The following is a 13802-nucleotide window of genomic DNA, read 5'->3' on the forward strand; positions in this document are numbered from 1 at the left end:
CCTTGTTAGTAAATAAAGAGGGGAGAAAATCATGACATTTGAATTGATTGATACATATACAGCAAATGCGGTTATCAAAGTCATCGGTGTAGGTGGCGGTGGCGGTAACGCTTTGGAACACATGGTGGCCAATAAAATCGAAGGTGTTGATTTTATCTGTGCCAATACGGATGCACAGGCTTTACGTAAAAGTAATGCCACTACACATTTACAATTAGGTACTGATATTACTAAAGGGCTGGGTGCCGGTGCCAACCCTGATGTAGGTCGACAAGCTGCATTGGAAGACCGTGAACGTATTATGGAAGTCATCAGCGGCGCTGATATGGTCTTCATCACTGCTGGTATGGGCGGCGGTACAGGTACCGGAGCTGCGCCAGTAGTCGCACAAGTTGCTAAAGAGATGGGAATTTTAACGGTTGCAGTTGTCACCAAACCATTTCCTTTTGAAGGCGGCAAAAGACTGAAAGTGGCTACCGCTGGTATTGAAGAGTTAAGTCAGCATGTAGATTCACTGATTACTATTCCAAATGAAAAACTGCTGAAAGTGTTGGGTAAGGAAATGAGCCTGCTTAATGCGTTTAAATCAGCTAATGATGTCCTGCTGGGTGCAGTTCAGGGTATTGCCGAACTGATTACCCGTGAAGGTATGATTAACGTTGACTTTGCTGACGTACGCACAGTTATGTCTGAGATGGGTATGGCTATGATGGGAACCGGCCGGGCTTCAGGTGAAAACCGCGCTGCAGAAGCCGCCAGACTGGCTGTTTCAAGCCCGTTACTGGAAGATGTTGATTTGGCGGGTGCGCGTGGCGTACTGGTTAATATCACCGCTGGCCTGGATATGAGTATTGGTGAATTTGAAGAAGTGGGTAACACTATTAAAGAATTTGCTTCAGAGGACGCAACAGTAGTGGTTGGTACGGTGATTGATCCTGATATGACCGATGAGTTACGGGTAACCGTAGTGGCAACCGGGTTGGGCGTTGCAAGAGCGGCAGTAGCAAAACCCGTTGAGACGACAACCGCAGCACCGCAAATCGAAATTGTTAAGAAGCCGGTTGACATTGACTATGATGAACCAACTGTTTTACGAAATGGTCGTAACAACGAACATAAACAAGTGGCTAATGGTGATGTCAACATGGATTATCTGGACATTCCGGCATTTTTGCGAAGACAGGCTGATTAATGTAGATGGTGAAGTCGTATAAGCCTATGATATTATTGTCAGATAATTAAACTAGAAAAGGGGGTAAAGCACCTTGATAAAGCAACGAACATTGAAAAATGTGATTCGTGCCACAGGTGTGGGATTGCACAGCGGTGAAATGGTCTATTTAACGCTGCGTCCGGCTGCCCCTAATACTGGCATTATTTTCCGACGAGTCGATCTGGATCCGGTTGTTGAAATCGAGGCCAAAGCTGAAAATGTGGGTGAGACAGCCCTGTCAACCACATTGATTCAGAATGGTCAGCGGGTCTCAACAGTGGAACATTTACTTTCAGCCTTTGCCGGGCTGGGTATCGATAATGCTTATATTGATCTCAATGCAGCAGAAGTTCCTATCATGGACGGCAGTGCCGGACCTTTTGTGTTTCTGGTGCAATCTGCAGGTATTGAAGAACAGGCAGTTGCTAAGCAATTTATCCGTATTAAAAAGCCTGTATTACTGGAAGATGGTGATAAATGGGCCAAGTTCGAGCCATTTGAGGGATTCAAAGTCTCTTTTACCATTGATTTTGAGCACCCGGCCTTTACCGGCAGACCACAACAGGTTGATGTTGATTTCTCCTCCACATCATTTGTTCGTGAAGTCAGTCGTGCCAGAACCTTCGGTTTTATGAAAGATATCGAAAAACTGCGGGAAATGAATCTGGCGCTGGGTGGTAGTATGGATAATGCCATTGTTGTAGATGATTTCCGTGTTTTAAATGAAGATGGTCTTCGTTATGAAGACGAGTTTGTCCGTCATAAAGTACTTGATGCGATCGGTGATTTATACCTGTTGGGCCATAGTCTGATCGGTGCATTCGTCGGACATAAATCCGGTCATGAAGTGAACAATCGACTGTTACGCAAACTCATTGCTCAGGAAGATTGTTGGGAACTGGTAACTTTTGAAGAAGATGCTGATGCACCTATTGTGTTCAGTCGGCCTGCCGCTTCAATTGTCAGCTAGGAGTTGTCACGAGTTTTACCTCGCTTAGCGAGTTTATGCAGCGCTGTTTTGAGCTGACCATCGTCTAACCCGGCGGCGGTCTGAGCAATCAGCGCTGCGTTGTTATTAGACATATCGATCATATTAGATTTTGCCGACTTCTCGGTCGGGTGCTGAGGTTTTACTTTTACCTCAACACGTTCAATTTGCGTAGACAACTCGCTGGAAAATGTTTTACAAATAGTAGCGGAATGAAAGCGTAATAAGCTGGCAATTGCCGCGTTTTCTGTATGTATGATGATTTTATTGTCTTTCATATTCGCCAGCTGGCAATGTCCTGCGAACTGCGAAGGTAAAATTTCTTGCAGAATGCTGTTAAGCTGGGTTAATTTTTGAGCGCGCTTCGAAATTTGTTGTAATTGCTGGTTTGCCTGGCAAACAGTACTGAAATGAAGCGGTTTATTTGACATGTCTCAATCCGGGACGAGGATAAGTATGCAGATTATCATAATATCCGCCGACAATACCGGCCACAAGCATTGGCATTTAAGCCGAACGAAATTGATGCTGCTAGTCACATTTCTATTAACCATGACGATTGCGATAACTGTCTCTACAATGAATTATATAAAAGATAAGACAGCTATTAACGATACAGTAGACTCAAAATTTTTCCCAACCGCTCGACTCCTCACCCCGAAAACCGATCCCCTCTCTATCAGTGATGACACAACCGCAAATGAAGCCATTCAGGGTTTTTACGCGCAGCAGTTAGGGGGCTTACAGGCTGAGGCCATTCGTCTGAAAATGCTTAGTCAGCGATTAGCTGAAATTGCAGGTTTTGAACTTTCTGACTTTGATTTGGAATTTGCTCCCGGGATGGGGGTATTGAAAATTCCGGTGACTGGTTATCAAACGCCGAATTTGAAGAAAGTCTGGTTCGTCTCTCACAGGATTTTGCTGATCAACAGGATACCTTGACGGCATTACAAGAGTTTCTGATTACAAATGAGAATATCGCCGGAGCCATACCAAGTGGTCGTCCTGTGGTTGATGGCTGGTTATCTTCTTTCTATGGCTATCGCGTTGATCCATTTAATGGGAAAAAAGCTTTCCATGATGGACTCGATTTTGCCGGAAAAACCGGTAGCTCAGTGATTTCTGTGGCGGATGGAATTGTCAGCTGGGCGGGCATGCGTGGTGGATACGGTGGACTGGTTGAAATTGACCATGGAAATGGCTATGTAACCCGCTATGCGCATAACAAAACCATCAATGTCAGTACCGGAGATCGTGTTAACAAAGGAGATGTTATTGCGCTGATGGGATCAACTGGTCGTTCAACTGGACCTCATGTTCATTTCGAAGTATTAAGAGACGGTAAATCCGTTAATCCGTTTAATTACATCGAATAATTCCTCTTGTATTTGAAAAATCAGACACCACTTAAAAAAATGCGGTGAGTCTTCGATCTTCCCAACAGTACGCGTTATAATCACGCGTTTAATCAAACTGTCGTCAATTCGGCACATTCAACAGGTAGTTTAAGTCATGGTAGGCAAGTTTTTCAGTAAGGTTTTTGGCAGTCGTAACGATCGTGTAATCAAAAAACTGCAAAAACAGGTCAGCCTCATCAATGAATTGGAAAGCGAGTATGAAAAGCTTGACGATGCCGCTTTAAAATCCAAAACCATAGAATTCAAACAAAGACTGGATGATGGGCAAACACTGAATGATATCCTGGTAGAAGCATTTGCTGTCGTACGTGAAGCCGGTAAACGCATTATGGAAATGCGCCATTTTGACGTGCAGTTGATAGGCGGTATGGTGCTGAATGACGGAAAAATTGCCGAAATGAAAACCGGCGAGGGTAAAACGCTGGTAGCTACGCTCGCAGTATATTTGAATGCCCTGAGCGGGGAAGGCGTCCATGTTATTACCGTCAATGATTACCTTGCCAAACGTGATGCGGCCTGGATGAGCAAACTTTATGGTTTCCTCGGTTTGACCACAGGCGTCATTGTCAGTGGACTGAGTGGTGACGAACGGCGTGCAGCATATGCTGCAGATATTACCTACGGTACCAATAACGAATTTGGTTTTGATTACCTGCGCGATAACATGGCCTTTCGTCTCGAAGATAGAGTGCAGCGTCCATTAAATTTTGCTGTTATCGATGAAGTTGACTCCATCCTAATTGACGAAGCCCGCACGCCATTGATTATCTCTGGGCCAGCTGAGGACAGTTCTGAGCGTTATGTGCAGATAAACAAGTTGATTCCCAGTCTGACCCGGCAGGAAGGTGAAGATGAAGATATCACCGTGCCGGGTGATTACACCATTGATGAAAAAAACAAACAGGTACATTTTACCGAAGCTGGCCATGAAAAAATTGAGCATTTATTAACCGAAACAGGCCTGTTGGATGAAGATGCCAGCCTGTATGATGCGGCCAATATTGGTTTGATGCATCACGTAACTGCAGCGCTTCGTGCACATGTATTATTTCATCGGGATGTTGAATACATTGTTCAGGATGATCAGATAATCATTGTCGACGAATTTACCGGTCGTACCATGCCCGGACGTCGCTGGTCAGAAGGCTTACACCAGGCTATTGAAGCCAAGGAAGGGGTCAAAATTCAAAACGAAAACCAGACCCTCGCTTCCATTACTTTCCAGAATTACTTCCGTCTTTACAAAAAGCTGTCCGGCATGACCGGTACAGCGGATACTGAAGCCTATGAATTGCAGTCAATCTATGGTCTGGAAGTTGTGGTTATTCCGACACATCGTCCAATGCAGCGTAAAGACGAAGCCGATAGAATTTATCTGACAGCAAAAGAAAAGTTTGATGCGATATTGCTTGATATTCAGGACTGTGTGCAGCGAAAACAACCTGTTCTTGTCGGTACGGCCTCAATTGAAAGCTCAGAATATCTGGATAAATTACTGACCAAAGCCAAAATTCCACATGAAGTTCTGAACGCAAAATTTCATGAAAAAGAGGCACATATTATCGCTGAAGCGGGTAAACCGGGATCAGTCACTATCGCAACCAATATGGCGGGTCGTGGTACAGATATTGTTCTCGGTGGCAGTCTTGAAGCAGAGCTGGACAAGCTGAGTGAAGAGGCTGATGAAGCTGCTAAAGCTAAAGTGAAAGCCGAATGGCAACAACGTCATGATTTGGTTTTGCAAGCGGGTGGTTTACATATTATCGGTACCGAACGACATGAATCACGTCGTATTGATAATCAGCTGCGTGGTCGTTCCGGTCGTCAGGGTGATCCGGGCTCAACCCGTTTTTATCTGTCGCTCGAAGATAACCTGATGCGGATTTTTGCTTCTGAACGCATGGCCGGATTGATGCAGAAACTGGGTATGGAAGAGGGTGAAGCTATTGAGCATCCATGGGTCAGCAGAGCCATTGAAAATGCTCAACGTAAGGTTGAAGGACACAACTTTGATATTCGTAAACAGTTACTGCAGTTTGATGATGTTGCCAACGATCAACGTAAAGTAATTTATGAGCAGCGCAATGAATTAATGGCTGCGGATGATGTATCAGAAACAATTGTTTCAATGCGTAGCAGCGTCATTAACGACGTTATCAGTCTGTACATTCCACCTAATAGTATTGATGAACAATGGAATGTCAGTGGACTGGAACAGGCTTTACGCGATGATTTCGCTCTGGAATTAGATATCAGCGGCTGGTTGGAGGCAGATGATAATCTGCACGAAGAAAGTTTGCGTGAAAGAATTATCGAGGAAGCCGAAGCAGCCTGTCAGGCAAAAGAAGCTACTGTCGGGGCTGAGTTGATGCGTCATTTTGAAAAAGCCATCATGCTGCAAACTCTGGACACGCAGTGGAAAGAACATCTGGCTCAAATGGATTATTTACGTCAGGGTATCAATCTGCGTGGTTATGCCCAAAAAGATCCCAAGCAGGAATACAAACGTGAAGCTTTCCAGTTGTTTACTGCTATGTTGGACAGCCTGAAACATGAAGTTATCAGCCTGATTTCCCGTGTTAAAGTGCGTGCGCCGGAAGATGTCGCGGCGGTTGATGAGCAACGCCGTCAATCTGCTGATGTGGAGTATCAGCATGAAAGTGCCTCCTCTGAAGCAGAAGCCGAGGCAGAACATCCTACTGCGAACCAGCCGCTAACGCGAGATGGTAAAAAAGTTGGTCGTAATGATCCATGCCCATGTGGAAGTGGTAAAAAATTCAAGAATTGCCACGGCGCTGTCAAATAATGGCAGTAAATTTATCTGCTCCAATTGCTGCTGAATTAAAGCCTGTAAAAGGTGTTCGCCTTGCCACTACGAGCGCTGGGATTAAAAAGCCAGGGCGTCAGGATGTGGTTTTAATTGAACTGGCATCTGGAAGTCATACCGCAGCGGTTTATACCCGTAATGCATTTTGTGCAGCCCCGGTATTATTAGCCAGAGAGCATCAGCAACAATCATCTACACGCTATTTACTGATCAATTCTGGAAACGCCAATGCTGGAACCGGTGACGCGGGTATGGCGGCAGCAAAAGCATGTTGCCAGGCGGTGGCTCAGCTAGCAGAATGTGATACCCGTGCTGTATTGCCATTTTCCACCGGCGTTATAGGGCAGCCGTTACCTGTTGATAAAATTACCAATGCGTTACCTGAGGCGTTTACCAAACTAGCTGCTGATAACTGGTTTGCTGCAGCACACGCCATCATGACCACCGACACCATTGCCAAAGCGCGTTCAGTTGAACTGTCGTTAAATGGACAGCCAATCACACTGACAGGCATCGCAAAAGGCTCAGGCATGATTCGACCAGATATGGCGACCTTGTTGTCTTATATCGCCACGGATGCCGCTATAAGTGCCTCCACATTACAAAAGATGCTTGACGTTTCGATGGAGCAGTCTTTTAACAGTATTACCGTTGATGGCGATACCTCAACCAATGATGCCTGTGTCTTGATTGCTACTGGTCTGGCAGGTAATTCGATTATTGATGATATTGATAGCAGTGATGCACAACAATTTATTGAGGCCTTAAATAGTTTAAGTCGCTTCCTGGCCCAGGCCATTGTTCGCGATGGTGAAGGCGCAACCAAATTTATCAGCATTGATGTTCAACAGGGTGCTGATGCAGATGAATGTCGGCAGGTCGCCTATACCATTGCTCATTCACCGTTGGTAAAAACTGCATTGTTTGCCTCTGACCCAAACTGGGGGCGAATTCTGGCAGCGGTCGGTCGAAGTGGCTTGCCCAGTCTGGATTTATCGAAAATCGCCATTTACCTGGATAACGTATGTATTGTCGATGGGGGCCAGCCTGCTGCTGACTATACTGAAGAAAAAGGCCAGCAGGTCATGTCACAATCTGAAATAACCATTCGGGTAAAACTGGGTAGAGGCAACGTTGCCAAAACAGTCTGGACCTGTGATTTTTCTTACGATTACGTCAAGATAAACGCAGAATACCGTACCTGATACGGAGCAGGATATGGATATTGGACAGTTCAACACACTTAGCAAGTTTCTCAGGCAAAGTGGTGCACAATACCGGGTGTTTGATATGGGGCGCCGGGTTGGTAAATTAACCCCGGAACAGTTTGTCAGTTTTGATAATTGCCAGCAGCCTTACCCTTATCCTTTCAAACGTCACGCCCAAATAGGCATTATCTTCTGGCATCCGGATGCCCCAGAAAATCACTATGTATGGTTTCTTAAGTTTCCGCTGGATGAGCAGGGATTACTGGTTCCAGATGCCCGTGATGCTTTTCTGATGATGTTATTGGAAAGGCTCGGCGAAGCAATGTTGGCCGCCGCCGATGGTGAAAAAATTCAGGGAGCTCTGCAGGACAGTCCGTTCACCTTTCAGCCACGTCAGGATCGAATGGCCGCATTTAATGCTCACGCTACGCATGCACTGAAACAGCGCCCCTCCAAATATTACGATGCCGCCTATCGTTACTTCACTGGCGATCTCCCTTTGGATAAATGGCCTGGCTTGGCGATGCAGGGATTAGCTGATTTTGCTATTCGTCTGGATACCAATGAAGGTACATTAGGATTGATTAATACATTGCCTAAATTGCCTCAGGAACCATTTCATAATTTATGCGTTTTGCTGGAGCATGCAAGCCCTGCAGCAGGGGTAGTCGAAGTATTGGCACAGCAAGTAGATAATCAGTTACAGGAAAAACAACCCGATACAGCCAAAATCATTTCCTGTTTACGGGCAGCTTCCAATAGTCCTGCTCGTGGTTTAGTGGAGCGTATGGTGACTCAGGTGCTGAAACATCGTTGCAGTCGCGAAATTGAAGTGCTGGCAATAGTAAGTGGTCGAATCTGGTTGGCACTGGCCAAACAGCCAATCTGTGAGCTGTATCTTGAGCAACTTGCTCATAACGATGCTGGCCAGGCCGGTTTCAGCCAGTTATTGGCCGATCTGTTATTTATACCAGGGATGCGAGAGCCGGTTATGCAGGCTTTGCGTAATCCAAAACGTTCGGAAACTCTGGCAAAAGCCGTTGGGGAAATGTTCGGTCAATAGGATCAAATATTCTTTTTTACAATATCAGTTTCAATTCCATCCAGGCTGAATTGATTTTTTTCCCGCCAATATTCTTTAATACCAGTTTCACCTTTGCGTTCAGCCCAGTTATTCAGTAGTTCGCGTTCACCGACAAATTCAAAATAAGGTACAGCCATACCACATGAGGTCTGAACCAGATCGATATCCAGAATAAAAATCTGTCTGGCACCAGGTAATGGATCAAATAAGCCATACAGACTCTGCCACTCAGGATCTTTTTGATGTATTGCACGAGCCTGACCATAGACTCGTAGAATCAATGGCTTTCCTTCAAATGCACAAAACATGATGGTCATTCGAGGGGATTCCTCAATATGCGCAGCTGTTTCATTGCCGCTACCGGTCACGTTCAGCCAGACTAAACGATTACTGTTTAAAACTCTTAACGAGTCCATTCCCTTTGGGGAAACATTAACACGGCTGTCAGCCGTCGCTGTTGCTACAAAAAACAGATGTTGTTGATGAATAAACTGAATCAAACGATCAGATAGCGAATCAAACTGTTGTGCCATTATTGTCTCTGCCCTTGGATTTTTCAGCCAGCATTGAACGCCAGCTGGATTCGGTCATCATTTCCATTGTCGATTCCACCCGATCGACAAAAACTTTTCCGTCCAGATGATCCAGTTCATGTTGAAACAATCGAGCCATAAAGCCCTCATATGTGGTTTCAACCTGAGTAGCATCACGCAACCAGTAGCGCACTTGTATTTGCTGATAACGTGGTACCAGAGCTCGAAGACCGGGAACACTCAAACAACCTTCCCAGTCTTTTTCTGTATGCGCTGAGTGCCAGACAATTTCGGGATTTATTACACAGGTTGCCGGCATCTCGGGTGCATAGGGATAACGCTCATTAGGATGACTCGACATAATAAAAAAGCGTTGGTTAATACCAACTTGCGTGGCGGCAATCCCCATACCCCCACGCTGTTGAACAAAGGTGATCAGATCATCAATTTTTTGTTGTAATACAGGGTCGTTTATCTCGGATACCGGCTGGGCAATTCGACGTAAATCATCCTGACCTAATTCCAGAATGTTAAAAGATGTGTTCATATTATCGGGGCCTGCAATGGATCCTGAATCCGGAACCAGCCTGCAATGCTGTAACGATCCCGTTTCGAGGGGAGAACTTCATGCGGAAACTGCTCACTTAAAAAAACCACAAATGTGCCCATTTCAGGTTCAACAGATAGAATCAGATTATCATCATTGATGTCATAGATCTGCAATTGGCCACCATCCTGAGTTTGCCAGAATGGGTTTAAATACATCACCGTTGTTAATACACGGTTGGACTGACCTTTAAATGCATCGACATGACGTTTGTAGAAGGCCCCTGAAGGATAATGGGCGTAGTGTGATTCATAATCAAACAAGCCGAGAAACAACCGTTGATTCATTGCCAGCCGGAAATCTGCCATATGGGTGAGATATGCCAGGTCGATGCTATTATCCGGGTCTAGCCAACGGGTTTCATCGGTGCGGATTTTCTCATTTAGCTGATGTTGTCGTTCCCGGCCTATTCCGGCCTGACTTAAGTCATTATGCTCATCCAGACGGGCAACTCTGCGGTATAGATCATGGGTTAAAGCGGGAGGCAATAATTGTGGCAGGATACAATAACCGTGGGTGGTCAGCGCATCAGCAATCAGATCAAATACGGCATAATCAACAACAGACTGAGCGTTCAAAGAAGCGATTCTCCAGAAGAGTGAGTAACTTTGTTATGGTTAATTGACATAGCTAAGCCATTGAACGGGCGATAGAATGTAGCAGAATTTGATTTTCTTTGAAGGATTATTTTGTGCTGGTGTCGTTATTGCTGGCAGCAAAAAAAATCAGGCAATAATCTTTCAACCGAAAAACCAGTAGGCGACCAGAATGGCTGCGGTGATGCCGGCAACATCTGCTGCCAGTCCACAGGCAACAGCATGACGGATTTTCTGAATTCCAACCGCACCAAAATAAACCGCCAACACATAAAAAGTGGTTTCAGTGCTGCCCTGAACTATTGAAGCAAGTCTTCCGGCAAATGAATCTGCCCCATGTACTTCCATGGTATCGATCATCATGGCACGAGCCCCGCTGCCACTGAAAGGCTTCATTAACGCAGTGGGTAATGCATCGACAAACCTATCATCCATTCCCAGCGCCAGTACGCCGGAACGAATACCATCTGCAATCAAGTCAAGCGCCCCACTGGCACGGAAAACGCCAATTGCCACCAACATGGCAACCAGATAGGGAATAATCATTACTGCCGTCGAGAAACCTTCTTTGGCCCCTTCAATAAAAGCCTCGTAAGCATTGACCCGTTGCCATGCCGCCGCCACTATAAATGCGATGACCAATGAAAAAATGACGACATTGCTGATAATGGCGGATTGCACCAGCATCTGTGATTGTTCCAGACTGGAAAAATAGGCTAACAGACCAAATACAAAGGCACTGAATCCCCCCAGATACATCAACACTACCCGGTCCAGAAGGTTAATTTTCTGTACTGCCGCCACAGTGATTAAACCAATCAAGGTGGAAAAATAGGTGGCAATTAACAATGGTATAAATACGTCTGTAGGATTGGCAGAACCCATCTGAGCGCGATAGGTAAAAATAGTGACTGGAAATAACGTAACGGCAGAGGTATTAATTACCAGAAACAGGATCTGGGCGTTACTGGCGGTATCTTTTAACGGATTAAGCTTTTGCAGTTCCTGCATTGCTTTAATACCTAATGGGGTCGCGGCATTATCCAGTCCAAGCGCATTGGCTGAGATGTTCATCACCATCGCTCCGAGGGCCGGATGATTCTTTGGTACCTCTGGCATCAGCCGTGTAAAAAGCGGGGATAATCCTCGGGTCAATAATTCGACAAAGCCACTGCGTTCGCCAATTTTCATAATACCCAGCCACAGGGCAAGAATACCGGTCAGGCCAAGTGCAATTTCAAAAGCTGTTTTGGACAGGGCAAACATTGCCTGCATGATCTGGTTGAAAATTTCGGTGTCGCCTAACACCAGCAGCTTAAATAAAGCCACTGCAAAGGCAATGAGAAAAAAGGCGACCCAGATGATATTCAGCATGAACGCTATTGTGGCATGCTCAAAAAAAGTCACTGCTGGCAGTGACTTTTTATTATTGAGAGAGTTTAGTTTTTAGCTTTTCTTAAACTTCCTGGCTGGTTTGCTTTTTGGACCGTCTTTACGATCTTTGCTGAAGTTACGGCGTGATGGGCGGGCTGCCGCACTTTCCGCAACAGCTTCATCAGTCGCCAGGCTCATATTCAGTTGTTTGTTATTGACCCAAACCTTGCGTATTTGCTGGAACATATCTTTTGGCATGCCTTGTGGCAAGTCAATCAGACTATGATCCTCATTAATGGTAATACGGCCGATAAATTGACTTTCGATACCTGACTCATTAGCAATTGCGCCTACCAGATTCCGTGGTTCAATTTTGTCGGCGCGACCGACTTCAACACGGTAAGTATCCATATCCGGCTCATTTGGATGTGGACGTGGAGCCCGTTTTTCTCTTGGTGGACGGTCTTCACGGCTGCCCCGGGCAGGACGTTCACCACGTTCCTGACGTGGTCCGCGTTCGCGTTCTTCACGAGCTGGTCGTTGTGTAACATGTTTAACCGGTTTTAACGGACGGTCTTTCTGTACCAAAAAGGCTAATGCGGCAGCGATTTCAATCGGGTCGGCATTATGTTCCTGTTGATATTGACTGATTAAGGTTTCGAAATAAGCCAGTTCCTGAGACTCAATGGTTTCACTGAGTTGTTCCATGAATTGCAGAACACGGCGATCAGCAATATCTTCACTGCTCGGTAATTGCATTTTGGTAATTACCTGGCGCGTGGCTTTCTCGATGGCACTTAACATACGTGTTTCGCGAGGGGAGACAAACAGAATGGCCTCACCTTTACGACCAGCACGACCGGTACGGCCAATACGATGCACATAGGACTCGGTATCGTAAGGAATATCGTAGTTGACCACATGGCTCATGCGTTCGATATCCAGACCACGTGCAGCGACGTCGGTGGCAATCAGGATATCAATACTGCCTTTTTTCATGCGTTCGATGGTTTTTTCACGCAATGCCTGATTCATATCGCCATTAATCGCCGAAGCAGAATAACCACGAGCTTCCAGCTTTTCAGCCAGCTCAACAGTGGCGTTTTTAGTGCGCACGAAGATGATCATGCCATCAAAGTCTTCGACTTCCAGAATGCGGGTTAACGCATCCAGTTTGTGCATACCGGTTACTTGCCAGTAACGCTGGTTAATGGTGGTGACAGTTGATGTTTTGGATTGAATGCGTACATCCACCGGATCTTTCAGATATTTCTGTGCAACACGGTGAATAGGACCAGGCATGGTAGCGGAGAATAAAGCTACCTGACGTTTTTCGGGGGTTTCTTTAAGGATGGTTTCTACATCATCAATAAAGCCCATACGCAGCATTTCATCAGCTTCATCAAGCACTAATGCTTCAAGTTTATCCAGCTTCAATGTGCCACGACGAATGTGATCCAGAATACGACCCGGCGTACCGACAACAACTTGTGGTTTACGTTGTAATGAGCGTAATTGGATGCCCATGCTTTGACCGCCATAAATTGGCAGAATATGGAAATCTTTCAGGTGACGAGCGTAGCTTTGGATCGCTTCTGAAACCTGAATAGCCAATTCACGAGTCGGTGCTAACACCAACATTTGGGTGGCTTTGTTTTTCAGATCTATACGGCTTAACAGCGGTAAGGCAAAGGCAGCGGTTTTACCGGTACCGGTTTGGGCCTGACCAAGTAAATCTCTACCAGCAAGTAAAGGTGGAATACTTTGCGCCTGAATTGGCGAAGGTGTTTCATAACCGGCTTGTTGTACAGCTTGTAAAATTGGAGCAGCTAACCCTAACTCAGCGAATGAGGGTGTTGAATCGTTTTCTGGTGTGGACATTGAATAACCTGTGATGGGCAGCTTTGGAAACAAAGCTGTAAAAGTGACATTTGCGAGCATGCAATTATACGTG

13 protein-coding genes are annotated in these 13802 nt (G+C 45.6%); 7 read left to right on the forward strand and 6 right to left on the reverse strand.

Annotated features, from left to right (window positions below; all coding sequences use genetic code 11):
* Positions 1-31: 31 nt before the first annotated feature.
* Positions 32-1192: a cell division protein FtsZ gene (gene ftsZ, locus AC08OG_RS03640; protein WP_292357852.1), complete on the forward strand. Its 1161-nt coding sequence runs from the start codon at positions 32-34 to the stop codon at positions 1190-1192.
* Positions 1193-1265: 73 nt separating this feature from the next.
* Complete coding sequence (lpxC, locus tag AC08OG_RS03645; RefSeq protein ID WP_292357853.1) at positions 1266-2183, forward strand: UDP-3-O-acyl-N-acetylglucosamine deacetylase; 918 nt, start codon at positions 1266-1268, stop codon at positions 2181-2183.
* Here lpxC and AC08OG_RS03650 read toward each other — a convergent pair.
* Positions 2180-2632, reverse strand: a complete 453-nt coding sequence (locus AC08OG_RS03650) for a DUF721 domain-containing protein (RefSeq protein WP_292357855.1) — start codon at positions 2630-2632, stop codon at positions 2180-2182. The two genes, lpxC and AC08OG_RS03650, sit on opposite strands and share 4 nt — an antisense overlap.
* A gap of 25 nt (positions 2633-2657) precedes the next feature.
* On the opposite strand from AC08OG_RS03650, the gene AC08OG_RS03655 reads away from it, so the two are divergent.
* From AC08OG_RS03655 to AC08OG_RS03675, 5 genes are all read left to right on the forward strand, one after another.
* Positions 2658-3143, forward strand: a complete 486-nt coding sequence (locus tag AC08OG_RS03655) for a hypothetical protein (RefSeq protein ID WP_482930039.1) — start codon at positions 2658-2660, stop codon at positions 3141-3143.
* Positions 3140-3577, forward strand: a complete 438-nt coding sequence (locus AC08OG_RS03660; protein ID WP_482930040.1) for a M23 family metallopeptidase — start codon at positions 3140-3142, stop codon at positions 3575-3577. The genes AC08OG_RS03655 and AC08OG_RS03660 overlap by 4 nt, the downstream gene beginning before the upstream one ends.
* 136 nt (positions 3578-3713) lie before the next feature.
* Positions 3714-6425, forward strand: coding sequence for a preprotein translocase subunit SecA (gene secA / locus AC08OG_RS03665; protein WP_292357859.1), 2712 nt, complete (start codon positions 3714-3716; stop codon positions 6423-6425).
* Positions 6425-7651 (forward strand): bifunctional glutamate N-acetyltransferase/amino-acid acetyltransferase ArgJ, encoded by a 1227-nt coding sequence (argJ, locus tag AC08OG_RS03670; RefSeq protein WP_292357861.1) that lies wholly within the window; start codon positions 6425-6427, stop codon positions 7649-7651. The genes secA and argJ overlap by 1 nt, the downstream gene beginning before the upstream one ends.
* A 13-nt stretch (positions 7652-7664) precedes the next feature.
* Complete coding sequence (locus tag AC08OG_RS03675; protein ID WP_292357863.1) at positions 7665-8717, forward strand: DUF3549 family protein; 1053 nt, start codon at positions 7665-7667, stop codon at positions 8715-8717.
* 2 nt (positions 8718-8719) lie between these two features.
* On the opposite strand, the gene AC08OG_RS03680 is transcribed toward AC08OG_RS03675, so the two are convergent.
* The 5 genes from AC08OG_RS03680 to AC08OG_RS03700 all read right to left on the reverse strand — a co-directional run bounded on the left by AC08OG_RS03680 (position 8720) and on the right by AC08OG_RS03700 (position 13729).
* Positions 8720-9271 carry a pyridoxamine 5'-phosphate oxidase family protein gene (locus AC08OG_RS03680; protein ID WP_292357865.1) on the reverse strand — a complete coding sequence of 184 codons (552 nt, stop codon included), beginning with the start codon at positions 9269-9271 and terminating at the stop codon, positions 8720-8722.
* A complete protein-coding gene (gene def / locus AC08OG_RS03685) occupies positions 9255-9818 on the reverse strand; it encodes a peptide deformylase (RefSeq protein ID WP_292357867.1) in 564 nt (187 codons plus the stop codon). Before def ends, AC08OG_RS03680 begins: the two co-directional genes overlap by 17 nt.
* Positions 9815-10456 carry a 2OG-Fe(II) oxygenase gene (locus AC08OG_RS03690; protein WP_292357869.1) on the reverse strand — a complete coding sequence of 214 codons (642 nt, stop codon included), beginning with the start codon at positions 10454-10456 and terminating at the stop codon, positions 9815-9817. The genes def and AC08OG_RS03690 overlap by 4 nt, the downstream gene beginning before the upstream one ends.
* Before the next feature lie 162 nt (positions 10457-10618).
* A complete protein-coding gene (locus tag AC08OG_RS03695; protein WP_292357871.1) occupies positions 10619-11848 on the reverse strand; it encodes a nucleoside recognition domain-containing protein in 1230 nt (409 codons plus the stop codon).
* A 72-nt stretch (positions 11849-11920) separates the two neighbouring features.
* Complete coding sequence (locus tag AC08OG_RS03700; RefSeq protein WP_292357873.1) at positions 11921-13729, reverse strand: DEAD/DEAH box helicase; 1809 nt, start codon at positions 13727-13729, stop codon at positions 11921-11923.
* Between the last annotated feature and the right edge of the window lie 73 nt (positions 13730-13802).

This window comes from Methylophaga sp. F7, from assembly GCF_056863975.1.